Annotated in this window: 21 protein-coding genes and 1 tRNA gene; 13 read left to right on the top strand and 9 right to left on the bottom strand. The window is 68.0% G+C overall.

Annotated elements, in window-relative coordinates; all coding sequences use genetic code 11:
• Window positions 1-65: 65 nt before the first annotated feature.
• Window positions 66-1,256 (bottom strand): cupin domain-containing protein, encoded by a 1,191-nt coding sequence (locus tag UAJ10_RS16735; protein ID WP_322916353.1) that lies wholly within the window; start codon window positions 1,254-1,256, stop codon window positions 66-68.
• A gap of 136 nt (window positions 1,257-1,392) precedes the next feature.
• Here UAJ10_RS16735 and UAJ10_RS16740 point away from each other — a divergent pair, with 136 nt between their 5' ends.
• From UAJ10_RS16740 to UAJ10_RS16750, 4 genes are all read left to right on the top strand, one after another.
• Window positions 1,393-2,262, top strand: a complete 870-nt coding sequence (locus UAJ10_RS16740) for a LysR family transcriptional regulator (RefSeq protein ID WP_322916354.1) — start codon at window positions 1,393-1,395, stop codon at window positions 2,260-2,262.
• 82 nt (window positions 2,263-2,344) lie between these two features.
• A complete protein-coding gene (locus UAJ10_RS16745) occupies window positions 2,345-3,223 on the top strand; it encodes a hypothetical protein (protein WP_322916355.1) in 879 nt (292 codons plus the stop codon).
• On the top strand, window positions 3,220-3,438 hold the full coding sequence (locus UAJ10_RS30010; protein WP_463667863.1) for a DUF7336 domain-containing protein: 219 nt from the start codon (window positions 3,220-3,222) through the stop codon (window positions 3,436-3,438). The genes UAJ10_RS16745 and UAJ10_RS30010 overlap by 4 nt, the downstream gene beginning before the upstream one ends.
• 4 nt (window positions 3,439-3,442) lie before the next feature.
• On the top strand, window positions 3,443-3,688 hold the full coding sequence (locus tag UAJ10_RS16750; RefSeq protein ID WP_322916356.1) for a hypothetical protein: 246 nt from the start codon (window positions 3,443-3,445) through the stop codon (window positions 3,686-3,688).
• A gap of 145 nt (window positions 3,689-3,833) precedes the next feature.
• Here UAJ10_RS16750 and UAJ10_RS16755 read toward each other — a convergent pair whose 3' ends face one another.
• A complete protein-coding gene (locus UAJ10_RS16755; protein WP_322916357.1) occupies window positions 3,834-5,684 on the bottom strand; it encodes a DUF885 domain-containing protein in 1,851 nt (616 codons plus the stop codon).
• A 166-nt stretch (window positions 5,685-5,850) separates the two neighbouring features.
• On the opposite strand from UAJ10_RS16755, the gene UAJ10_RS16760 reads away from it, so the two are divergent.
• Together UAJ10_RS16760 and UAJ10_RS16765 are read left to right on the top strand one after the other, a co-directional pair.
• Complete coding sequence (locus UAJ10_RS16760) at window positions 5,851-6,504, top strand: aspartyl/asparaginyl beta-hydroxylase domain-containing protein (RefSeq protein WP_322916358.1); 654 nt, start codon at window positions 5,851-5,853, stop codon at window positions 6,502-6,504.
• Window positions 6,505-6,662: 158 nt separating this feature from the next.
• Window positions 6,663-6,750: transfer RNA gene (locus UAJ10_RS16765), tRNA-Ser, on the top strand.
• Window positions 6,751-6,809: 59 nt separating this feature from the next.
• On the opposite strand, the gene UAJ10_RS16770 is transcribed toward UAJ10_RS16765, so the two are convergent.
• Window positions 6,810-8,765 (bottom strand): AAA family ATPase, encoded by a 1,956-nt coding sequence (locus tag UAJ10_RS16770; RefSeq protein ID WP_322916359.1) that lies wholly within the window; start codon window positions 8,763-8,765, stop codon window positions 6,810-6,812.
• Window positions 8,766-9,187: 422 nt separating this feature from the next.
• Here UAJ10_RS16770 and UAJ10_RS16775 point away from each other — a divergent pair, with 422 nt between their 5' ends.
• Window positions 9,188-10,771: an ABC-F family ATP-binding cassette domain-containing protein gene (locus UAJ10_RS16775; RefSeq protein WP_322916360.1), complete on the top strand. Its 1,584-nt coding sequence runs from the start codon at window positions 9,188-9,190 to the stop codon at window positions 10,769-10,771.
• A 421-nt stretch (window positions 10,772-11,192) separates the two neighbouring features.
• Window positions 11,193-12,380: an MFS transporter gene (locus UAJ10_RS16780; protein ID WP_322916361.1), complete on the top strand. Its 1,188-nt coding sequence runs from the start codon at window positions 11,193-11,195 to the stop codon at window positions 12,378-12,380.
• On the opposite strand, the gene UAJ10_RS16785 is transcribed toward UAJ10_RS16780, so the two are convergent.
• A complete protein-coding gene (locus UAJ10_RS16785; protein WP_322916362.1) occupies window positions 12,381-13,211 on the bottom strand; it encodes a helix-turn-helix transcriptional regulator in 831 nt (276 codons plus the stop codon). It lies immediately after the preceding gene.
• A gap of 93 nt (window positions 13,212-13,304) precedes the next feature.
• Between UAJ10_RS16785 and UAJ10_RS16790 the strand changes: the two genes are divergently transcribed.
• Together UAJ10_RS16790 and UAJ10_RS16795 are read left to right on the top strand one after the other, a co-directional pair.
• Entirely contained in the window at window positions 13,305-14,198 is an 894-nt protein-coding gene (locus UAJ10_RS16790) for an SDR family oxidoreductase (RefSeq protein WP_322916363.1), read from the top strand.
• A gap of 18 nt (window positions 14,199-14,216) precedes the next feature.
• On the top strand, window positions 14,217-15,113 hold the full coding sequence (locus tag UAJ10_RS16795) for an SDR family oxidoreductase (RefSeq protein WP_322916364.1): 897 nt from the start codon (window positions 14,217-14,219) through the stop codon (window positions 15,111-15,113).
• A gap of 38 nt (window positions 15,114-15,151) precedes the next feature.
• On the opposite strand, the gene UAJ10_RS16800 is transcribed toward UAJ10_RS16795, so the two are convergent.
• Window positions 15,152-16,195 (bottom strand): SDR family oxidoreductase, encoded by a 1,044-nt coding sequence (locus UAJ10_RS16800; RefSeq protein WP_322916365.1) that lies wholly within the window; start codon window positions 16,193-16,195, stop codon window positions 15,152-15,154.
• 139 nt (window positions 16,196-16,334) lie between these two features.
• Between UAJ10_RS16800 and UAJ10_RS16805 the strand changes: the two genes are divergently transcribed.
• Window positions 16,335-17,261 carry an AraC family transcriptional regulator gene (locus UAJ10_RS16805; RefSeq protein ID WP_322916366.1) on the top strand — a complete coding sequence of 309 codons (927 nt, stop codon included), beginning with the start codon at window positions 16,335-16,337 and terminating at the stop codon, window positions 17,259-17,261.
• Between the two features lie 42 nt (window positions 17,262-17,303).
• Here the strand turns inward: UAJ10_RS16805 and UAJ10_RS16810 are convergent, their stop codons facing one another.
• Window positions 17,304-19,175, bottom strand: a complete 1,872-nt coding sequence (locus tag UAJ10_RS16810) for a DUF4153 domain-containing protein (RefSeq protein WP_322916367.1) — start codon at window positions 19,173-19,175, stop codon at window positions 17,304-17,306.
• A gap of 67 nt (window positions 19,176-19,242) precedes the next feature.
• Complete coding sequence (locus UAJ10_RS16815; protein WP_322916368.1) at window positions 19,243-19,698, bottom strand: winged helix-turn-helix transcriptional regulator; 456 nt, start codon at window positions 19,696-19,698, stop codon at window positions 19,243-19,245.
• A gap of 111 nt (window positions 19,699-19,809) precedes the next feature.
• On the opposite strand from UAJ10_RS16815, the gene UAJ10_RS16820 reads away from it, so the two are divergent.
• Window positions 19,810-20,730: an alpha/beta fold hydrolase gene (locus UAJ10_RS16820; RefSeq protein ID WP_322916369.1), complete on the top strand. Its 921-nt coding sequence runs from the start codon at window positions 19,810-19,812 to the stop codon at window positions 20,728-20,730.
• Here the strand turns inward: UAJ10_RS16820 and attM are convergent.
• Window positions 20,721-21,512, bottom strand: a complete 792-nt coding sequence (gene attM, locus UAJ10_RS16825; protein WP_322916370.1) for an AttM family quorum-quenching N-acyl homoserine lactonase — start codon at window positions 21,510-21,512, stop codon at window positions 20,721-20,723. The two genes, UAJ10_RS16820 and attM, sit on opposite strands and share 10 nt — an antisense overlap.
• A gap of 111 nt (window positions 21,513-21,623) precedes the next feature.
• On the opposite strand from attM, the gene UAJ10_RS16830 reads away from it, so the two are divergent.
• Window positions 21,624-22,514: a LysR family transcriptional regulator gene (locus UAJ10_RS16830; RefSeq protein ID WP_322916371.1), complete on the top strand. Its 891-nt coding sequence runs from the start codon at window positions 21,624-21,626 to the stop codon at window positions 22,512-22,514.
• Window positions 22,515-22,521: 7 nt separating this feature from the next.
• Here the strand turns inward: UAJ10_RS16830 and UAJ10_RS16835 are convergent, their stop codons facing one another.
• Window positions 22,522-23,106 (bottom strand): hypothetical protein, encoded by a 585-nt coding sequence (locus UAJ10_RS16835; protein WP_322916372.1) that lies wholly within the window; start codon window positions 23,104-23,106, stop codon window positions 22,522-22,524.
• Window positions 23,107-23,156: the final 50 nt, after the last annotated feature.

A 23,156-nucleotide genomic window follows, 5' to 3' on the forward strand; every position in this document is an offset into this window, starting at 1 on the left:
TTTCATCGTGGGCGCCCGATACCGCCTGATTGTACAGAGATGGTTATCTCCTGATAGCCGCCCCCTCAGGTTTGCTTCATGCGGCCCAGCGTCTTGTCCGACACGCCGGTGAAGTTGTTGGACAGCAGGTAGCGCGGGCTGGACTGGACCCATTTGTCCAGGTCGATCTCCTCGAACTTGCCGTTGTCCCAGGTCTGGATGATCTCCACGTCCTCGGTGCCCACGTTCTGGATGGCGTGGCCGAAGCCCATGGGGATGTAGGCGACATCGCCGGGGCCGAACTCCGCCACCTTGCCGCGCCCGCCGGAGCCGAACAGGGCCACCTGGGCCTTGCCGCGCAGGTAGTAGTGCCACTCGTTGGCGTTGACGTTCCAGTGCAGCTTGCGGATGCCGCCGGGCTTCAAGGTCATATAGCCGCCCGACATGGTGCGCGAGGCTGGGAACTCATCGATGGTGGCCAGGCGGAAGGTGCCGCCGTCGAAGTCGCGCGCCGCCTTGGGGTCCTTCAGCAGGCGGAACTTGTGGGTGGATTCCTTGGGCCAGGGGGCCTCCAGCGCGTCGGCCGCGTGCAGGATGGGGCCGGACTGGATGTAGGTCTCACCCTTGGGGAAGGCGTCGAACACGTCCTTGGGCAGGCCGAAGTTCAGGGCCAGCATTTCCTTGGGCGTCACGTCGACCCAGTCGGTGATGGAGAAGGTGCCGTGCTCGGAAAAGGCGCCATTGTCGAAGGACAGGATGAAATGGCATGGCTTGTCGCCGATGCATTGGATGGAATGGCCGTGGCCCTTGGCGAAGTACCACAGGTCGCCCGGCTCGAAATTGTTGATCTCGCTGGCGCCGGAGGGATCGATCACCACCGTCTGGCAGCGGCCCTCGATGACGAAGGCCCATTCCGCCGCGATGGCATGCCAGTGCAACTCGCGCGAGGCGCCGGGCTGCAGGAACATGTGCACGCCGGCGATGCCCTTGCTGATGGGGAACTGGTGGACCGTCGCCTCCTTGGCCCAGCCGCCGGTCGTCACCTTGGGCTTGTTGCCGTCCAGCGAGAACTTGAAGTCGGGCATGGCGCCCACGTCCTGCGGATCGTGGTAGGCCACGGTGTCGCCCGGGGGCAGGGGCACGGCGTTGCGGCCGAAGCCGCCGTCGCCCGGCCGGGCCATGAATTTGTCCGCCGCCTCCGCCACGCTGCGGAACGTCACCATGCCGCTGGCGCCCAGGGCCGCGGCGCCCAGAAAACCGCGCCGGTTTGTAGACATCAATATCCTCCCGTTACCATACGCCCGGTATTCGCCGCGCGATGATTTGTATTCGTGACCTCACTATTGACTTGGGATCGGTAAATCGGAATTCTGATGATTAGATAACGGCGATCGAAAATCCCGATGAGGCGCCATGCTGGACCCGCTGCACCTGCGTACATTTGTCGCAATCACGGAGGTGAAGAGCTTTTCGGAGGCGGGGCGCCAGCTGGGCCTGTCGCAATCCAGCGTTAGCGAGCATGTGAAGCGGCTGGAACAGTTCGCCGGACAGCGCCTGTTCCAGCGCGACACCCATTCCAACGCCCTGACGGAGCATGGCCGCGCCATGCTGGAATTCGCCCGCACCATCCTGGAGGTGAATGAGCGGGCCAAGCGTCATTTCACCCAGTCGACCAAGCGCCAGCTGTTCCGCTTCGGCGCCTGCGAGGATCTGGCCATGGGCTGGGTGCGCGACATCATCCGCTGCTTCATGGCCGGCCACCCCGAGGTGGACCTGGATTTCACCATCGCGCTCAGCCGCACGCTGACGGAGATGTTCGACGATGGGGCGCTGGACATGGTGTTGTGCAAGCGCTGGCCGGACGGCGACCGGGGGGAGCTGGTGTTCCGCGATCAGGTGGTGTGGGCCTCGGCCGCGGCGGAACCCGTGTTCCGGCATGACGAGGCGCAACTGGTGCTGTATCCGCCGCCCAGCATCACCCGCTTCATGGCCCTGACGGCGCTGGAGCGGGCGGCCGTGCCCTGGCGCATCGCCTGCACCAGCGGCGACCTGAACGGCCTGGCGGCGGCCACGGCCATGGGCGTGGGCATGATGGCCCATGCCAGCCGCCTGCTGCCGGCCGGCGTCCAGGCCTGCCCACCCGACCCCCGCCTGCCGTCCCTGGGCGCCCTGGAATTCGTCATCCTGGAAAGGAAGGCGCGCGACCGGCGCTTTCTCACCGAGATGTCGGATGCCATCCGCGCCAAGGCCGCGAAGGAGGCGGCCATGGCTCCGGCGGCTTGAAAATGGGGTAAGGATCGCGCTTAGGTTGACGTGAACAAAATAAGAACATAGGATGCTCATCCATCAACAATGGAGAGTGAGCATGGACGGCTGGCAGCGTCGTTATCGCCTAAGCAACGGCCCGGGCGGCCTGGGTGTCAGTTGCACGGGCGAAGGCTTGGCCTTGGCGGGCGTACCCCTGCTGGTCAAGGGTGCGGGCGGCTTCCATGCGCGCCCGGCGGCGGAGGTGGCGGTCCTGCTGAAGCGCGCCTACGCCGGTGCCGGGCCAGGTGCGACCGTGCTGCCCGGCATATCCAAGATCGCCGATGCCCTGAACCGGGGTGACTTGGTCCAGGCCATGATCCGCGCCGTGCACCTGCGCTTGCCGGAGTTGGACTGGGACGCCGCCGTCCGCCTGGCCCGGGCCAACGACAACCTGGCGAAGTACAGTCCCGATCAACCGCGCGATTGGCATGGACGCTGGACAGATGGGAATGGGCAGGGGCCTGCAGCGGAATCGGAAGAATATGAGAGGCATGGTCCACCAGCCAACAGGTCGGCTCCGCCGAGGAGGGAAACATCACCAAGTGCTTCGCAGTATCGACGAGAAATAGCCGGTGCGCTTAAAGAGCAGAGTCCAATTTTGGTGCAGGAGATATTGCCTTTTGGCGATTTCCTGGCGTTTGGGAGGTTGCCGCCATGGATTGAAGCGCTGCCGGATGCTGTCAAGAATGAATTTAAGGAACCGATTCCACGCCTGAGCGGCAAGGAAGGAGCAAAGGGCCCTCCTAGTTGGGCGGAGGGGTTTAGGCCAAGAATTGGAGAAAATGCCGAGAGTTTCGCACGGCGCCTGATGAATGATCGGTACGGTCCTGGTAATTGGAAAGACGGGCCAAAATCACCATATAGCCAAATAAAAAAGTGGGCGGACAGAAGTTTCAGAATACCGAGATGGGTTTACGAACGATATGGTGCAATATGAACACAGTTTATCTTCTCTACCATAGCTACAGCACGGAATACGGCGAAAACCAAAAAATGATAGGAGTGTTTTCCGATTATGGCAAATGTCAGCATGCTATTGGGAAACTTTCTGACCAGCCTGGTTTTGTCGACCATATCGATGGTTTCAACATTGTTGAGATTCAGATTAATAAAATAAAAGGTGATTTTTATCTAACTTTCATCGAGGATTAGATAAATGGCAACTTCGGAAAGTGTTGACGTTTTTAGTCTTTGGGTGGAAACTATCAACAATGATATTGAGGTGTACTCTCTGTTGGGCATTTTTTCCAGCGATGAAAATGCGCATGCGGCTATGGAAGTTCTAAAGAAAGAGAATTCTTATTCTGAGAATAGTGAATTAAAGGTTTTTAGGTATACGTTAGACCACATTGACTGGTCTGATGGGTTTATAAGTTCGGCCAAGGCGCTGGGTCTGGAATGACCGGGATATGATATCGACTCGCACTATGTGCCCTTGATGCCAACCCTCGAGTATCTACAATTCCCGAGTTATCGACATCCGACCATTGGTCGCCGCTTCCCAGCAAGGGCGGCGGCCGGGCTTCCCCAGCCGCCGCCCGTCAGACTCACCCCTTCATCGCCGCGATGTGCTGGTCGATGATCCGTTCCAGCAGGGTCAGGGGCACATTGCCCGACAGCACCAGGGCGTCGTCGAAACGCTTGAGATCGAAGCGGGCGCCCAGGGCGCCCTCCGCCTTCTTGCGCAGGGTGTTGATCTGGTTGTGCCCCATCTTGTAACCGCAGGCCTGGCCCGGCATGGCGCAATAGCGGTTCAGCTCGCTGCGCAGCTGGGCCACCGGCATGCCGGTGTTGGCGTGGAACCAGTCCAGCGCCTGTTGGAAGCCCCAGCGCTTGGCGTGGATGCCGGTGTCCACCACCAGGCGGCAGGCGCGGAAGCCGATGGACTGCAGGAAGCCCAGCTTGCCCAGCGGGTCGCCGTCATAGGCGCCCAGCTCGTTGCCCAACTGCTCGGCATACAGGGCCCAGCCCTCGGAATAGGCGTTGAAGGCCAGGTGGGTGCGGATTAGGGGGAGTTGATTGGCGTACTCCCCCTGCCAGATGTGGCCGGGGATGCCCTCGTGATAGCACAGCGTGGGCAGGGAGTAGCGCGGCCAGATGCCCGTGTCCTTGAGGTTGATGTAGTAGTAGCCGGGAACGCTGCCGTCGATGCTGCCGGCCGAGGCATAGCCGTTGGGGGCGCCGTCCTGGATGGCGGGCGGCACGCGGCGGATGACCAGATCGCCCTTCACCAGGGTGGCGAAGGCGCGGGGCAGGCGAGTGCGGATGTCGGCGATGCGGCCGTTCAGGTACTCCAGCAGCTTGGCGCGGCCGGCATCGTCGTTGGCGAACAGCAGGTCCGGCCGTTTGCTCAGCGCCGTCATGCGCTCGCCCACCGTGCCCTGGGTCAGGCCCTGGGCCTTCAGCAGGGTATCCATCTCCGCCTGGATCTGGGCGATCTGTTCGCGGCCCTGGGCGTGCATCTCGTTGGCCGTGCGGGTGGTGGTGGTGCCGGCGCGCAGGGCCCAGGCGTAATACTCCTCCCCCTGCGGCCGCTGCCACACGCCAGGCTCCGCCACCGCTACGGCGCGCTGGGCCTTCAATGCCGCGATCTGCTTGTCCAAAGCCGGCGCCACCTTGGCGGCGCATAGCGCCTCCACGTCCTTGGCGTAGCGGTCCGGCAACTTCGCCTTGGCCGCGCGCTGCCGCAGGCTATCCACCAGGCCCCACTGGGCGATGGGCTCGGCCCGCGCCGGCACCATCTGGCCCAGCATGATGTCCAGCACGAAGTCCGGCGCCACCATGCCCACGCCGCGGTCGTGGTCCAGGCGCTCGGCCTCCGCCGCCAACTCGCCGGCATAGGCCTCGACCCGCGCCAGGTAGGCGTCGGCGTCGGCCGCGGTCTCCATCGCGTGCTGGGTGTCGAGGAAGGTGGGCACGTCGACATAGGCGCCGCCCAGGGGCGTCACCGAATAGGGGGTGTTGCGGAAGCTGTTCTGGCCGGACAGCGTGCCCACGTCGCCGAAGGGGAAGCGCCAGCCCTCGATGGCGGTGCGGAAGGCCTCCTCCGCCACGTCCACGTTCAGGGCTTGCGGGGCGGACAGCGTGGCGCGGTCGACCGCCCGCAGGGTCTTCAGCGTCTCGCCCGCCCAAGCGGCACGGGTGCGGTCGGCGGCGGCGGAGCGGTCGGTGAGACGGCCGTGCAGGGCGGCGCGCGCGTCCTTGTCGATGCCCAGCGCCGTGGCGTTCTCCGGATATTCCGCCAGCAGCCGTTCGGCGATGCCGGCCAGCAGCTTTTCCGCGGCGGCGTCGCCCGGCGCCGGGGCCGTTTCGGCCGCCCAAACGGGGAAGGGCAGGGCCATGCTGGTGGCCACGGCCGAGGCGCCCGCCAGCAACGCGCGGCGGCTGATATCCGACATGTCTCGCTCCCGATATTGTATGCAACTGCCTGATCCGCTTGTACCCGGCCCAGGGGCGGGGCGCGAGGGGGAAAACGCCCGAAGGCGGCCGGTCGCCTATCCCATGGCGGTCGGGTGGCCTAACCATTAAACACAAGCGGCACGGCAAGTGGGGATGGTCAGGGCGATGGGGGCGGGATTGCATCCGTGGCAGGAATTGACGCGCAACAGCGGGCTGACGCTGCACGGCCCGTTGGATATGGCGATGGATGCCGCCGCCCTTCAGGCGGACTTCGCCGTCCTGGACCGTGATTTGCCGGCCGCCGCGCGCGCCAGTTTCGGCGGCACCAAGGGCTGGACCTCCGTGCCGCTGTTGGATCGGCGCCTGGACGGGGCGCCGGTGGCGATGCCGGCATTGGCCTTGATGCCATCCGTGGCCGCACTTCTGGTGCGCGCGGACTGGCGGGTCCGGGCCTGCTACCTGCTGCGCCAGGGACCGGGGGAGGTTTTGAAATGGCATTACGACGGTCAAGCCCTGCACCTGGAGGAGGCGCGCATCCTCATACCCATCGCCGTGCCGTCCACAGCCGTCACCTGGATCGGGCACCAGCCGGTGGCCTATCCGGCCGGCCAGGGCTGGGCGGGTGACTTCTCCATGCCCCACCAGGTCGAAAACCCGGCGCCCGAACAGCGCGTCGTCCTGGCGCTGGATGTCGACGCCACCCCGGCCCTGGCGCGCCTGTTTCCGCCGGCCCTGTCGGCCGAGACGGCCCGGCGCACGCAACTGGCGCAGGAATGCTGCAACCTGGTCCGGGCCTGGCGGGCCAATGACCGCGAATAATGGTCCGCCGACGCGCAACCGTATGGACGCGGCCCGCGAGGGAATGCTAGACGATGGGCCGTCCGGCGCCCCAAGGCCCGGGCCGTCGGTGGGAACCGGATGGAGGCTTTCTCTCGCCCAAGGTGGAGAAAACCCGCCAACCGATTGATGCAAAAGACGGATGGGTGGCCGAGTGGTTTAAGGCAGCGGTCTTGAAAACCGCCGTGGGGCAACTCACCGTGGGTTCGAATCCCACCCCATCCGCCACCACACTTCCGTCCGGCCCATCGCTCGGAACGGGGCCATCCCCGCCGGGAAGCGGCGCATCAAAATCCCAACTTCGTTCGTGTGGGACGCCACGCGCCTTCACTGGACAGGCGTGTGAGCAGATCACCGGCATCGCGGGCGGGCTGGTGGCGTAATTGCCGCCTCACCGCCGCGAAATCGCCGGGGGTGAGATGGCTCAGGTTTGCTATGCCGGCGGGGGCGGGCATGCCGAAGAACCGTTCGAAGGCCATGGCCGCGCGCGACGGCCCCAGCGGCGCCAGATCGATTTTGAAAACGAAGCGGCGCAACGCGGCGGCATCCAGCCGATCGGCATGGTTGGTCGCGGCGATCACCGGCAGGGGATGACGGTCCAGCCAGGTCAGCATTTCGTTGACCTGGCCCGCCTCCCAACTATTGTTCGCGGAACCGCGATCGAACAGCAGCGAGTCCACCTCGTCGAACAGCAGCACATGGCCGCGCTCACGCGCGTCGCCGAACGCCTTGGCGATGGCCGCTTCGGTGCCGCCCACCCAGCGCGACAGCAGGTCGGAGGCGCGCTTGACCACCAGCGGACGGTCGAGCGCGCGGGCCAGATGATGCGCCAGCGCGGTCTTGCCCGTGTCCGGTGGCCCCATCAGCAACAGCGACACATCCAGGTCTTCGCCTGTCTTTCCGGCGTTTTCCGCCAACTGGGCGAGCAGGGGTGCCAGCGGTACCGTGCTTTCGAACAGATCCAGGTCCACCTGTTCCGCATCCGCGCTCGGCACATCGCCGCCGCGCAAGGCGCGCACCAGGGCCACGGCGGGGCGGAAGGCCCCCTCGGCGTCGCCGGCCAGCCGCGCGGCCCGTGCCGCCACGCGCAGGACGGTCGCAGTTTCGGGTGCCGAATCCAGCAAGGCTTCCAGCCGACGGGACGGCGTGATCCCTTCCTCCAGGCTGATCCGCTTCAGCATACGCCGTGCCGCGCTGGGGGTTGGCAAATCAAGCTCCAGGACGAAACTCATGCGCCGCAGGATGGCCGCGTCGACGTTGCCCAACGCGTTGGTTGTCCAGATCACCGGCACATCGTTGGTTTCCAGCAGGCGATTGATGAAGACCTTGCTTCCCTGCCGCCCCGCCATCCAATCCCCGTCCGATGGCTTGGCATCGCCGATCAGATCCTCCATCTCGTCAAACAAAAGCGCGGTCGCGCCCGACGGCCCCATGACACGTTGGGCGAGTTGAAGCGCGCACACCCGCTCCCATCGGCTGGGCTCATCGCCATCGTCGTCGGCTTCGCCCACGCCGTGAAGCGACAGGCCCGCCGCCTGGGCCAAGGTGCGCGCCAGTTCGGTTTTTCCCGTGCCGGGCGGCCCATGGATCAGAATGTTGACGCCCGAAGCACGATCGCGGCTGGCGCCCATCAGCAACCGCACCAGGAAGGCGCAATCGGGGACATGGGCGAAATCAGGCAATGTGAGCCGAGCTTCCTGAGCCGGGCCGATCAGCGTGGAAATCACGGAGGCGGAATCGGCGGTGGCACGATCAAGCAGCTTTTCCAATGACCAGCGCAGATGAACCTCGATCACGCCCTGCCGATTGGCGCGAAAGCCGGCCAGGCCGAGCCGCAGCGCGGCGCTGTGCCGCACGGCGCGGTCGGCATCGATGGTGGCCGCGCCGGCCGCCTCACCCAAAAGCGATGGCAAATTGCGGCCGTGCTCACTCCACACCTCGGCCAGACCCGCCGCGCGGGGCAGGCGATCCACCGCCACCAGAAGACGCAGCAGAGTGGTGTCAAACGCGTCCAGCGCCAGGGTCTGGGCCAGCACGTCCGCAATGGCCAACACATGTGGTGTTGGCTCATCGCTCTGGGCGAGGTCCAGGGCAATCAGGGCGGAGGCCCAGTCGTGCGGGCCGTCCAATGTCAGCCATTCGGCTTGGGCACCAGCCCAGCCGTCAAGGGCACGGCGGAGACGCTCTTCGCCGACCGCGCCGATCCGAAGCGCCATGCTCCGGACCATCGTCCATTCGTTCATGAAAATTCCGCTCATACGTTCAGCGCGCGCCGGCGCAAGGCGACACGCACGTCACGGTCCATCCGTTTGGTTCGGGCTGCGGGCGGCGCATCCATGACCCCGCCGCATCGTCCCCGCAAATCGGAGAGCGCTTTACGGAAGGGAGCGGATGCCGCCGGCCGTGCCTGCGAAGGGCATGTGGGCCAGCAATCCATTTACTCCTAATCGGGCAGGCGAAAGGGCCTGCAGCCGTGCCTATAATCCTAATTCATCATTGTCGCAAGGGGCGGCGCGGCTCCGCGTCAGGCGCACCGGCGCGGTTTGCCTTGTACCCCCATGTCATCTTCCCCATACTCCGCACCCGTGCAAACCCGCAGGATGGTGCTTCATGGATTTCCGCCCGAACACGACGAGCCTTCGTTCCGTCTTCGGGGATATCCATCATGCCTGCCACCATCACGCTTGCCGATCTCAGCTGGGCCACGCCTGACGGGCGCCCGCTTTTCTCCCATCTCTCCCTCAGTTTCGGACCCCAGCGCACCGGCCTGGTCGGGCGCAACGGCGTGGGCAAATCCACGCTGCTGGCGCTGATGGCCGGCACGGTGCCGCCGCAGGGAGGCGCCGTCACCGTGTCGGGCACACTGGGGGTGCTGCGCCAGGGGGCGCATGCCCGCGCCCACGAAACCGTGGCCGATCTGTTCGGCGTCGCCGATGGCTTGGCGCTGCTGCGCCGCGCGGAACAGGGCGTCGCCACCATGGAGGAGCTGGCGGAGGCCGACTGGACCCTGGAGACGCGGCTGGAGGGGGCGCTTGCCCGCCTGTCCCTGGAAGTGACGCCCGGGACGCCGCTGGCCACGCTGTCGGGCGGACAGCGCACACGGGTGGCCCTGGCGGCCCTGGTGTTCGCCGAGCCCGACTTCCTGCTGCTGGACGAGCCCACCAACAACCTGGACGCGGAGGGCCGCGCCGCCGTGGCGGCCTTGCTGGCCGGGTGGAAGGCCGGCGTCATCGTCGTCAGCCATGACCGCGACCTGCTGGAGGGCATGGACGCCATCGTCGAGCTGACCTCCCTGGGCGCCGCGGGCTATGGCGGAGGCTGGAGCCGATACCGCGCCCTGAAGGCCCAGGAACTGGCGGCGGCCCGGCACGACCTGGATGAGGCGGAGAAACGGGTGGCCGACGCCGCCCGGCGGGCGCAAGAGGCGGTGGAGCGCCAGGCGCGGCGCGATGGTGCCGGCCGGCGCAAGGCGGACAAGGGCGACATGCCGCGCCTGCTGCTGGGCATGCGCCAGGACAGCGCCGAGCGCAGCGCCGGGGCTGGCGCCCGCCTGGCCGATGCCCGCGGCGCCCAGGCTATGGATGCCGCCGCGGCCGCCCGCGCCCGCATCGAGGTGCTGCACCCCTTGTCCATCCCGCTGGCCTCCACCCATCTGCCCGCGCAGAAGGTGGTGCTGGCGCTGGAGGAGGTGACGGCCGGCTATGCGGAGGGGCGCCCCATTCTGAACGGCCTGTCCCTGTCGGTGACGGGGCCGGAACGGGTGGCTGTCGGCGGCCCTAACGGATCAGGCAAAAGCACGCTGCTGGCGGTGATCGCCCGCCGCCTGGCGCCCCGGTCCGGCGCCGTGCGGGTCTTCACCGGCATGGCGCTGCTGGACCAGCGGGTGAGCGTGCTGGATCCGGCGCTGTCCATCCTGGAGAACTTCCGCCACCTGAACCCCGGCGCCACGGAGAACAGCTGCCGTGCCGCCCTGGCCCGCTTCCGCTTTCGCGCCGACGCGGCCCTGCAAGGGGTGGCCAGCCTGAGCGGTGGCGAATTGATGCGCGCCGGATTGGCCTGCGTGCTGGGCGGGGAGGCGCCGCCGCCCTTGCTGATCCTGGATGAGCCCACCAACCATCTGGACATCGACGCCATCGAGGTGGTGGAGGCGGGCCTGCGCGCCTATGACGGCGCCCTGCTGGTGGTCAGCCATGACTCAACCTTCCTCGAGGCCATCGGCATCACCCGGCGGCTGGCTCTCGGAGATTGAGAAATTGGATGAAATGGTGTCGAAATTATAAGCAGTTACAATATCTTACTGAGCTGTCTTGATGTTGCGCGCGGGGCCGCCGTCCGTTTGCGCTGCGCCAGGTCCCCGCCCCCTTTTAAAAAGCTGAACACCGGCGCGACGGCGGCGGCGGCCAAGCCTCGGCATTGAACTGAGTGAATGAATTTTCTCTTTGAAAAACAAAGGTTCGTCTGAACTGTCTCAGGCGCGACCCCAATGCGACTTGGAGATGTGACGAAGTCATCGTATTTTCAGCACGGCACGGCGACGTGCCTCCTCTGATGCCGCTCTCCCAAGGCGGCCGTAAGCGTTCCACGTCAACCAACGCATCGACCCGTCCCACCGGACGGCTCGTGCGTTGCCGCGCGTGCCGCCGGCCTGGGCAAAAGCCCGGAGCGTTTCCATGGCATCCATTACGTCGCGTGATCCGGCGCAGCGCCGCCTGCCGCTGCTGATCGCCATCCTCTTCCTGTCCTACCTTTGTGTCGCCATCCCCCTGCCGGCCGTGCCCGTCTATGTCACCGAGCAGCTTGGGCTGGACAATGCTTGGGCCGGCCTTGGCACCGGCATGACCTTCCTCACCGCCATCCTCAGCCGGGGGCCGGCGGGCGGCTTGTCCGACCGGCGCGGCGCCAAGGCGGCCGTGGCGCGCGGCCTGGTCCTCTACGGCGTGGGCGGCCTGGTGTCCCTGGGCGCGGGCCTGCTGCAGGACAGGCCGGTCCCGGCCTTCCTGACCCTGTTGGCCGGCCGCGTGCTGCTGGGCCTGGGGGAAAGTTTCGCCGGTGTCGGCGTCGTCGCCTGGGGGATCGGCATCGCCGGTCCCCAGCGCACGGGCAAGGTCCTGTCCATCGTCGGCGCCGCCATCTACGGCGCGCTGGCCGTGGGCGGGCCCATCGGCCTGGCGCTGCTGGACCATGCCGGCTTCGCCGGCGCCATGGCGGTCAGCGCCGTCTTGCCCTGCCTGGGGCTGTTGGCGATCTGGCCGCTGGCCGGCATCGCCCCTCATCCCCCGGCCGTCCGCCCATCCTTCCTGGGCGTGATGGGCCGCATCTGGCTGCATGGGCTGATCGTCTGCCTGCAGGGCATCGGCTCCGCCGCCATCGGCGCCTTCTTCGCCCTCTATTTCCTGAACCGGATGTGGGACCACGCCGGCCTGGGCCTGACGGCGTTCGGCGGCGGATTCGTCCTGATGCGGGTGGTGTTCGGCCATCTGCCGGACCGCATCGGCGGATTGCTGGTGGCCACCGGCTCGCTGGCCGTCGAGGCCGCGGGCCAGGTCCTGGTGTGGGGCGCGCACGACCCGGCCCTGGCCCTGGCCGGCGCCTTCATGACCGGCCTGGGCTGCTCCATGATCTTCCCGTCCATGGGGCGGGAGGTGGTGCATCTGGTGCCCCCGCACCTGCGCGGCACGGCCCTGGGCGGCTTCACCGCCTTCCAGGATCTGGCCTACGGCCTGACGGGCCCGCTGGTTGGTTTCCTGGCCGACCGCGCCGGCTACGGCAGCGTCTTCCTGGTGGGTGGGGCGGCGGCGGGATTGGGCGTCGCCCTGTCGCTGTACCTCCGCCAGGCGCGCTTGGCCGAGACGGCGTGATCACGGCCGCATCAGGGCTTGGATGCGCTGGGCGTCCTCCGCCGTGGCGGGATTGTAGACCGTCATGGTGAGGTCTGTCCGGCCGTCCACCGCGAAGGCCGTGTATTCGAAGGCGAGGGGGCCGATGACGGGATGGCGGATGTGCTTCACCGCCTCATGCGGCGCGCTGACAACCCCGTTCTCGCGCCACAGCGCCGCGAACTCGGGGCTGAGGCGGCACAGCTCCTCCACCAGCGGTTCCACCTCGGCGGCGGCCCCCGCCCGCGCGGCGTCGATGCGGAAGGCGCCCAGGACGAAACGCGCCACGCTTTCCCAGTCGTACTGCACGGCGCGGGCGCGTGGGTCCAGGAAAAGGATGCGCAGGATGTTGCGCCGCTCCGGCGGCAGCGCGCCGTAGTCCGCCAGCATGACGGTGGCCGCCCGGTTCCAGGCCACAACATCCCACGTCGCGGTGCGGATCAGGGCGGGGCTGGGGTCCAGCGCGTCCAGCACGCGTTGCAGGCGGGGGGTGACGCTGTCGTTCCGGCGGTACCGCACCTCGGGCGGGCGGCCCAGGCCCAGCAGGAACAAATGCTCCCGCTCCGCCTCCGTCAGCATCAGGGCGCGGGCGATGCGGTCCAGCACGTCGGCGGAGGGGGCGCCGCCCCGGCCCTGTTCCAGCCAGGTGTACCAGGTGGGGCTGATGTTGGCGCGCTGCGCCACTTCCTCCCGGCGGAGGCCGGCGGTGCGCCGCCGCTCCGCCGGGAAGCCCAGGGCGGCGGGGTCCAGCCTGGTGCGCCGGTCCTTAAGGTACTCACCCAGGCCGTTGCCGGCAGTCAGCGGCTCGCTCATCCTGTTAGCCATCTTACTATGATAACGTCACTACTTTACCAGGATAAGCGCGCGTCCGAGATTTGTCTTCAGCGAAACATGGAGACGACGCCGATGCGTGTATTCGTGACAGGCGCCACGGGATGGGTCGGTTCCGCCGTGGTGGCAGACTTGATCGCGGCGGGGCACCAGGTGCTGGGCCTTTGCCGCTCGGCCGACAAGGCCGCCGCCTTGGCCGCGGCGGGCGCCGAGGTTCATCACGGCAGCCTGCAGGACCTGGAAAGCCTGAAGCGCGGCGCCGACTGGGCCGACGGCGTGATCCACCTGGCCTTCAACCACGACTTTTCCAACTTCGCCCAGAACGGCGCCGATGAGCAGCGGGCCATCGCCGCCATCGGGGACGTGCTGGAGGGGTCGGACCGGCCGCTGGTCGTCACCTCGGGGATCGCCCTGCTGGCACCGGGCACCCTGGCGACGGAGCGCACCCCGCCGCGCCCGCCCATGGACGCCTTCCCGCGCAATCCTGAGGCGGCCGCCGCCGCGCTGCGGGCGCGGGGCGTGCGCGTGACAGCGGTGCGGCTGCCGCCCTCGGTGCACGGTCATGGCGACCACGGCTTCGTGCCGCGCCTCATCGCCTTGGCCCGACAAAAGGGCGTCTCGCCTTACGTGGGCGACGGCCTCAACCGCTGGCCGGCCGTGCATCGGCTGGACGCCGCCCGGGTGTTCCGCCTGGCGCTGGAGCGTGGTGCCGAGGGTGGTCCCTTCCACGCCGTCGCGGATGAGGGCGTCGCGTTCAAGGCGATCGCCGAGGTCATCGGCCGGCGGCTGGGCGTGCCCGTCGTCTCCCGCCCGGCGGAGGCGGCGGCAGAGCATTTCGGCTGGTTCGCCCGCTTCGCCGGCGTCGATTGCCCGGCCGCCAGCACCGAGACCCGGGCGCTGCTGGGCTGGACGCCCACACAACCCGGCCTGCTGGCCGACCTCGATCATCCGGCTTATTTCGCCGTCTAAGACAAGGGATATCGGATCATGCGTGTGTTCGTGACGGGTGCCACTGGCAACATCGGTTCGGCCGTGGTGAAGGATTTCATCGCGGCCGGCCACCAGGTGCTGGGCCTCTGCCGCTCTCAGGACAAGGCCGCCGCCCTGGCCGCCGCCGGCGCCGAGGTCCACCACGGATCACTGGAGGACGAGGACAGCCTGCGCAGCGGGGCGGCCCAGTGCGACGGCGTCATCCACCTGGCCTTCAACCATGACTTCTCCCGCTTCGTCGCCAACTGCGAGGATGACCGCCGGGTGATCCGGGCGTTGGGCTCGGCGCTCGCCGGCTCCAGCCGCCCCCTGGTCATCACCTCCGGCACGCCTATCGCCAACACCGTTCCGGGTGAGCCGGCGAAGGAGGGCAACGCCATCGTCGGTTCGAACGTCCATCCCCGCGCCGCGTCGGAGGAGGCGGCGGCCGACCTGGCGGCGGAGGGGATCAACGTGTCGGTGGTGCGCCTGCCCCAGGTGCACGACCCGGTCACCCAAGGTCTGATCACTCCCCTGATCGGCATGTTCCGGCAGAAGGGGGAATGCGTGTATGTCGGTGAGGGCTTGAACCGTTGGCCGTCCGCCTATCTGCTGGATGTCGCCCGGTTGTACCGGCTGGTGGTGGAGCGGGCCGAGCCCAACGCGAAGTACCACGCGGTGGCGGAGGAGGGCGTGGCGATACGGGACATCGTGGAGGCCATCGGCCGCCGGCTGGACCTGCCCGTCAAGTCCGTCACCCGGGAAGAGGCGCCGGCCCACTTCGGCTGGCTGTCCATGTTCGCCGGCCTCGACATGCCCGCCTCCAGCGCCTGGACGCGTGAGGTGCTGGGCTGGCGGCCGACCGGCCCGGGGCTGATCAGCGACCTGGAGCGGCTGGAACTGTCCGGTCACTGATGGGGGTATGGCTGGGGTGGGACGGTTCACCCCACCCCTTACGCCGCCCTTTTCACGCCGGGAAGCAGGCCGAGCCGGATCAGGCTTTCGGCAGTCGCGACGATGGCTTCCTCGCTGGGGCGCGGCGCCCAGCCCAGCAGTCGTATCGCCTTTTCGCTGGTGGCGTTCAGGTTGACGCCCAGCAGGGTGACGGCACCCCTCATGACCGGGTTTTTCAGGCTGATCAGGCGGACCAGCCAGTTGGGCAGCACCCGCGTCGGCACCTTGGCGGCGGCGGCCCCCAGGCGGCGGCGGAGCACCGTCGCGATATCGATCATCCACAGGCTTTCACCGGAAATCGCCAGGAAGCGTTCGCCGTTGGCGGCGGGATGGGTCATGGCGCGCAGGTGCAGATCCGCCACGTCCCGCACATCGACGATTCCGCAATTGAGCTTCGGGCATCCCGGCTGCCCGTTCATCATGTTCCGGATCAGGCCGATGGAGTGGGAATAATCGGCGCCCAGCACGGGGCCCAGGACGGCGGTCGGGTTCACGGCCGACAGTTCCAGCCCGCGCCCCTCCCGCGCGATGAAATCCCAGGCCGCCCGTTCGGCCAGGGTCTTCGATTTCTGGTAGGGCCAGACGGCACCCGTCAGGTCGCTCCAATCCGTCTCGTTGAACGGCCGGGTCATGGCCTTGTGCCCGGCGCAGATCGCGCCGAAGGCGGAGGTCAGCACCACCCGCCTGACCCCGGCGTCCCGCGCGGCGCGCAGGACCCGCAAATTGCCCTCGACGGCCGGCTTGACCCAATCCTCCTCGCCGACCTGCTCACCCGTCGGGGTGGGCGAGGCGCCGTGCAGGACATAGGCGCAGCCGGCGACCGCTTCCGCCCAGCCTTCATCGGCGGTGAGATCAGCGGCGACGAAGGTCAGGCGGTCGCCCGCCTCCACCCCGCCGACCTTCAGGTGCGCGCGCACCTCGGCCTCCCGCGACAGGGAGCGGACGGTGGTCCGCACGCGATATCCGGCATTCAGCAGCGCCAAGATGCAGTGCTGCGCGATGAAACCCGTGCCGCCGGTGACGAGGATCGGTTGGTCGGTCATGTCGATTTTCCGGGAGGTGCGCTGGTGATTTTAAGGGGCGCGTTCAATCGGCGCCCCGGGGCTTGTCCCTTATAGGTAGAAGGCGCCCTCCGGACTGTGAATGCTTGAAAGTGCGCAATGCTTTGGCGATAGTCCGGAAATGAGCGGCGACCCTTTTTCCGACATCCTTAAATTCACGAACACGGAATCGCTGGTGACCGGCGGCTTCACGGCGGGCGGCGCATGGGCCATCCGTTTCCCCGCGCCGGACAAGATCAAGTTCTTCGCCGTGATCAAGGGCCACTGCTGGGTGCGCATCGAGGGCGAGGCGCAGCCGAGCCGTTTTGAAACAGGGGACGTGGGCCTGTTGTCGGCGAAGCGGTCCTTCGTGCTGGCCAGTGGCCTGGATGTTCCCCCGGTCGATGCCATGACCCTGTTTTCCCGTGCCGACAGGGCGGGGGCGGTCGTCGTGGGCGATGGCGATGACTTCGCCCATATCGGTGGCCACGTCCTGCTTGACCCGGCCAGCGGCCGGCTGCTGGCGGACGTCCTGCCGCCCTGGATCCACGTGCCGGCGGCATCCCCACAGGCGGCGGCCTTCCGCTGGCTGCTGGACCAGCTGGTGGCGGAACGGCGCGCGGACCTGCCGGGGACACAGCTGGTGACGGCGCAACTCGCCCAGCTGCTCTTCATCCAGATTTTGCGGGCCCATCTCAAGACGTCCGGGCCCATGCCGGCCGGATGGTTGCGCGCGCTGGGCGACCCCCGCCTGGCGCCCGCCTTGCGGCTCATGCACGGCGATCCCGCCCGCGCCTGGCATCTTGATGAGCTGGCCAAGGCATGCGCCATGTCGCGAACGACGTTCGCGCTGCATTTCAGGACCGTCGCGGGCGTGGCGCCGCTGACCTACCTCACCGAATGGCGCATGCGCCTGGCTGAACGCGCCCTGCGTGAGGGGGCCACCCCCGTGGCGACGATCGGGCAGTCGCTGGGCTACAGCTCCGAAAGCGCCTTCAGCACCGCCTTCAAGCGCGTGACCGGCGCGTCCCCCAAGACCTACCGGGACACCGCCCGGATGTCCGCTTAGGGCGGGGGCAGGCGCGGTCCTCGTGCTCCTCGGCACACTGCCTTACGGTTGCCTGTCCGGGCACTGGTCGCTGGGGGGCAGGATGGTCAGCCGTACACCGCCCGCCATCAGGTCCGGCCAGGCGTGTGGCGTTGGGGTGACCTGGCCCTTCTCCAGGGCATCGCGTACGGCGGAGCAGTCGGCCTGGAAGCCGAGATGGCCCGTCAGGTGCCAGGCGCCGGCCTCATCCTGTTGATATAGCACGCTGCTGTAGTCGTTTTCCTGGACGATGATCGCCTCCGGCAAGTCGGGCCCCAGCGTGACCAGGTAGGCGTTGCAAAATCCACTGTCGGGGCGGCCGCAACGGCCGGTGTTGAGGGGATGGCCGCTCGCGGTATAGGCGTCGACGAACCCGGGGGGCAGGGCGCGCCCCGCTGGATAGACCTTGATGTTGCGCATCAGGTCGGCCTGCGTCTGGGGTTGCCGCAGGGCATTCTGCGCCTCGTAGCGGTATTCCCTGCTCAGCACGGTGGTGGCGTTGGCGTGCAGGATGTCCGTCTGCTGGGTGCTCCAGCGGCTATCGGTCGCTGTCCGCAAGGCGGTCACCGCCTCCTGGCCCCAGCGGCCACCGTCGTAGCGCAAGGCGACCAGGTCCAGCTTCTCCGGGGGCAGGGCGCCCGCGCGCAGGCGGGCCATCTGGTCGGCCACCATCAGCCGGGCGGGATCAGCCACGGGCGTCAACAGGACCAGCAGCAGGATCAGCACCAGATGGGCGCAGACATGGTTGGTGATTTCCAACAAGCGCAGCCACTGGGGCCCGCGTGGGCTGGGCGCACGCAGCACGGCGCCGACGTAGCCGATGGTGTAGGCGGCCAGGGCCAGGACAATGGCCGCCGCGACCACGCGCTGCACGCTCCAGCCGTACTGTTCCACCCGCAGACCCAGCGCCCAGGCGGCCAGCGCCACCAAGGGCAGCAGCGCCAGCGCGCCCACGGTGCCGGCCCAGCGCTTGGCAGCGATGCCGGTTTGCTCCGCGTCGCCGTCCTGATAGCAGCAGTTGATGAGGAAGATCAGCAGTGCCGACGCCGTCAGCAGCAGCTTGGCGGCGAAATGGGTCTGCCAGAGCGGTTGCAAGGACAGAAAGGGCAGGCTACCCAGAAAGCCCACGACGATGACCACCAGCAGGGGCAGCAGCCAGGAAAACAGGGTCAGCGCCAGGGCGCGCGCGCCCCGGATCAGGGCGGGCTGCACGTCGGTGATGTGCACGGCACCGGCGATGGCCAGCGTGGTGGCGGGAATGGCGAACCAGTCGTGATGGATCAGTCGTTCGAAGAAGGTGATCTTCAGCAGATTGAACAGACCGGCGCCAAGGTATAGCACACCCCAGAACACACCGACGAACACCAGGGTCAGGGCTGCCTGCACTCCTTGCTTCCAGGCGGTGTCAAAATGGCGCGGATAGCTGGGGCGCCAGCGCCGCTCGATGACCGCGTCCACCACCAGGGCATGGGCGATGAACAGGCCGCCGGCGATGCTCAGCCACACGTCGATGTGGCCCCAGATCAGCGAGGGAGCCTCCTTCGATCCCATGGCCGAGCCGGCGGACGCCAGGCGGGCTCCCGGCAGGCGGGCTTCCGTATGATAGCCGAGGCCGGCGACGATCACGGTCGCCACCAGGATCCATATCAGCAGCGGCCGCCGGGCGATCTGTCCCACCCCCAGCAGGGCGAGCAAGGGGATCAGGGACAGGACCATCGCCAGGGGCGTGAACAGGGTGGGGATCGTCGCGGGCCAGGCCAGCGGCTTCGTCGCCGCCTCGGCCAGCAGGTACAGTCCCGCCGCCTGGACCAGGGCCACCACCAGGCGGGTAACGAAAACATCAGGGGGCCGCCCCGCCGTCTGTGCCGTTGTCGCCACTGTGCCGTCCGTCGCCATAACCACCCCATCGCGTCGTCGTTGCCCGTCAGCTTAAACGGGGTTTTGTGCAGAAGCGATGCAGGGTTTAAGGATTTTCCACCGGAAAGCGCGCCACGGTGTCCTCCGGCGCCAGCGGGGTGCCGTCCTGGGCCTGGGGTTCCAGGCGGCGCAGGGGCAGGCCGGTACGCTTGTCCACCAGGCGCACGCGCCGCTCGTCGCGGGTGAAGAAATGGTCCTCGCCCCACTGGCGCAGGGCCACCAGCACGGGGAACAGGCCGCGCCCCTTGGCCGTCAGCACATAGTCCTGATGTCTGCCGCCGTCCGCGGCAGGCACTGACGCCAGGATGCCGTGCTCCACCAGGGTGCGCAGGCGGGCGGCCAGGATGTTCTTGGCCAGGCCCAGGCTCTTCTGGAACTCGCCGAAGCGGCGCAGGCCGTCGAAGGCGTCGCGGATGATCAGCAGCGACCAGCCGTCGCCGATGACGTCCAGCGGCCGGGCGACGCCGCACAGCGAATCCTGGTGGCTGGTGCGCTTCACCATGGCCGTCTCCCCTCCACGTCGATGATGCTCCGGATATATAGGTTGCAAATTAAAACCTCAAGCGTTACGCCTCGTATGGTTTTAATTTGAAACCACATTGGAGAACCCGCCATGATCCCCGCCGATGCCACCTTCGACGGCACCTTTCCCTTCGCCCCCCATGTCACCGACGCCCCCGGCTTCGCCATGCACTATGTCGACGAGGGCCCGCGCGACGGTGATGTGGTGCTGTGCCTGCATGGGGAGCCCACCTGGGGCTACCTGTTCCGCCATCTGGTCCCGGCGCTGAGCCCCACGCACCGCGTGGTGGTGCCGGACCACATGGGTTTCGGCAAAAGCGCCACGCCGCCGGACCGCAGCTATTGGCTGCAGGACCATATCGACAATCTGGAGCGCTTCGTCCTAGCGCTGGACCTGCGCGACATCACCCTGGTGCTACACGATTTCGGCGGGCCCACCGGCATGGGGCTGGCCGCCCGTCATCCGGATCGCGTCAAGCGGGTGATCTCGACCAACGGCCCCGTATCCTTTGGCCAGGCCGACCAGCTTGACCGGCTGCTGGCCAATGCCGCGACGGCGCCCTGGTTCCAATGGATACTCAAGGCGCACGCGGACGGCAGCCTGGAAACGGTGCTGGGCCAACTGGGCTACAACATCCTCAGCACCCTGAAGCTCAATGGCTTTGAGGACATGGGGGTCGTCACCGACAGCTGGCTGGCGGCCTATGGCGCGCCCTTCGCCACCCCGGCGGACTGCCTGGGCGCCATCGGCTGGGCCAAGGGCTTCGCCACCGGCGCCCACCGGTTCGAAATGCCGGACGCCGCGGCCGTGCGGGCCATCCGCGCCAGGCCCGCTATGGCCATCTGGGGGGCCGCCGACCGCACCTTGCAGGCGCGGCACTTCCTGCCGCTGTTCCGTGACCTGTTCCCGGCCGCCGCCGTTCATGAACTGCCCGGCGTGGGCCATTACTGCCTGGAGGACGCACCGGATCTGATCGCCCGGCTAATTGCCGACTTCCTGCGTCAGTCGTAATAGCCCGGCGCCAGCCGGAAGCGGGGCCATACCTCCGGGTCATGGCCCGGTACCAGCGTGGCGCCGGTCCGCTCCGCCAACGCATGCAGTTTGCGGACCGACCGGACCGTGTCCACGGCGGAGGCCAGGAAGCCCGGCAGCACCCTCTCGTTCCAATGGTCCAGGGTGTAGACGGCGTCGGCCGCCAGCAGCCAGGCGCCGCTGTGGGGCAGGGTGACCAGGAAGGATTGATGGCCGACCGAATGGCCGGGCGTGAACACCAGACGCAGGACTCCATCGCCGAACACATCGTGGCCATCGGTCGCGTCGCCCTCCAGAAGGCGCCAATCCAGGCCGGGACGGTCGAAGTCGCGGCGGGTGTAGGCGGCGGCGGCGAACCAGTCGGGGGCGTGGGCGTACTCATGCTCCCGCCGCTGCACGATGTGGGTGGCGCCGGGGAAACGGCCGATGGCGCCGGTGTGGTCGGAATGCAGGTGCGACAGCGCCACGTGGCGTATGTCACCGGGGGCCAGGCCCAGCGTCGCCAACTGGGCGACACAGCCTTGGTCCGGCGTCATCACGGGGCGGAAGACGTCGACCGTGTCGCCCCAATAGCCGCGTGGGTCCGCCAGCCCCTCCGCCGCCAAGCCGCCGTCCAGCACGACGTTGCCCCGGGGATGGGTCAGCAGGAACCAGGGCACGGGGATCTCATAGTCGGCGCCGTCCCCCTGGTTCATGCGGATGTCGTGCGCCTTGCAGCGCTGGGTGCCGGATTGGAAGAAGTAAAGCCGGATGTCGCTCATGGAGGGCTTCCTTGGGATAAGGGTGCCCGCAATGTCTGCCATCGGGGTGCCGGGCGGATAGGTGGGGTTCGTTGATTACATTCATCGGGAAAACCGATAAGGTCCGCGCCCATGGATTTGCTGATGGCGATGCGCGTCTATGTCCGGGTGGTGGAACGGGGCAGCCTGTCGGCGGCGGCCCGCGACCTCGGCATGGGCCAGCCGGCGGTGAGCGAACGCATCGAGCGGCTTGAGGCCCACCTGGGCAGCCGCCTGCTGTTGCGCAGCACCCGCTCCCTGTCCATGACCGACGCCGGCGCCGTCTTCTACGAACGCGCCCGGCAGACGCTGGAGGCGGCGGCCGATGCCGTCGCCGCCGTGGGCCCCGACCAACCCTTGCGCGGCACGCTGCGCCTGGCGGCGCCCCACGGCGTGGGTGAGGTGCTGCTGCCGCCCATCCTGTTGTGCCTGCGCCGGTCGCACCCCGATCTCGACATCGACCTGGTACTGAATGACCGCGTCGTGGATCCCGTGACGGAGGGGGTGGACCTTTCCCTGCGGCTGGGCGACAGCGGGGAGGGCGCCTTCATCGCCAGACCCCTGGGCCACGTCCGCCGCCTGCTGGTGGCCGCGCCCGAATATATGGAGCGCCACGGCGCGCCGGCGGGGCCGCATGACCTCGGCGGCCATGACTTCGTGCGGGTCGGCGGCCTGTTCGCCAACGGCCGGCTGCCGCTGGTGGCCGAAGACGGCAAGGCCATCGCCGCGCCGATACGGATAAGGATGAGCCTTGGCCACTGGCGGCCGGCGCATGCCCTGCTGCTGGGCGGGGCCGGTATCGGCGTGTTGCAGGCGCCGGTGTGCACGGCGGACGTGGCGGCGGGGCGGCTGGTGCCGCTGCTGCCCGGCCACCGGGTGCCGGGCTTCGACCTGCATGCCCTCTATCCCGTCAGCCGGCAGGTGCCGCCCAAGGTGCGGATGGTGCTGGACCTGCTGCGGCGGGAACTGCCGGCGGTGCTGTGATCCCTGTTCAGGGCCGCAGGATTTCCACCACCCGGGCCATGGGGCGCTCGGCGCCGGGCAGGGTGAGGGCCAGGTGGGCCAGGCGACCGTAGAGCGTCTCGCCCTCCGTGCCTCCCAGCAGGCGGATCAGCGCCGTGTCGGCCGCCAGGGTGAAGAACAGCCGCGGCCGGCTGAGGAAGGGCAGGCCGGCATCGGCCAGCAGGGTGCCGAAGGGTGTCTTCTCCGCCAGCGCCTCCGCCGCCACGGGCGGCGGCAAGGCCAGCAGGTCGACGCTCAGCAGGCCCAGGGCCAGGGGGCGGCCATCGGCCCGCGCCGCCAGGATGACGAGCCGGCGCAGCCGGTCGAGATCGGGACCCTGGTCGCGGGTGCGGGCCTGGACGTTGACGCTGACCGGGCCGCCGGCGTGGCGGGCCAGGGCCGCCGTCATGCCGTCGACATGGTCCAGGCGCGGGCGCACGGTGTCCGGCAGGGCGCGGGCGGCCACCGCGGTGATGGCGGGTGGCGCCAGGCCCAGGTCGGCATAGCTGCGGGCCAGCGCGGCGCGGGCCTCCGCCAGGGGCGTCTCAGCGGCGGTTTCGGTGGGGGCGAACATGGGCCGCACCATAGGCGTGGGCACCCCGCGCTGCCAAGCGCCCGGCGCGG

It is taken from the genome of Nitrospirillum guaranorum, from assembly GCF_034653275.1.
Taxonomy (GTDB): Bacteria; Pseudomonadota; Alphaproteobacteria; order Azospirillales; family Azospirillaceae; genus Nitrospirillum.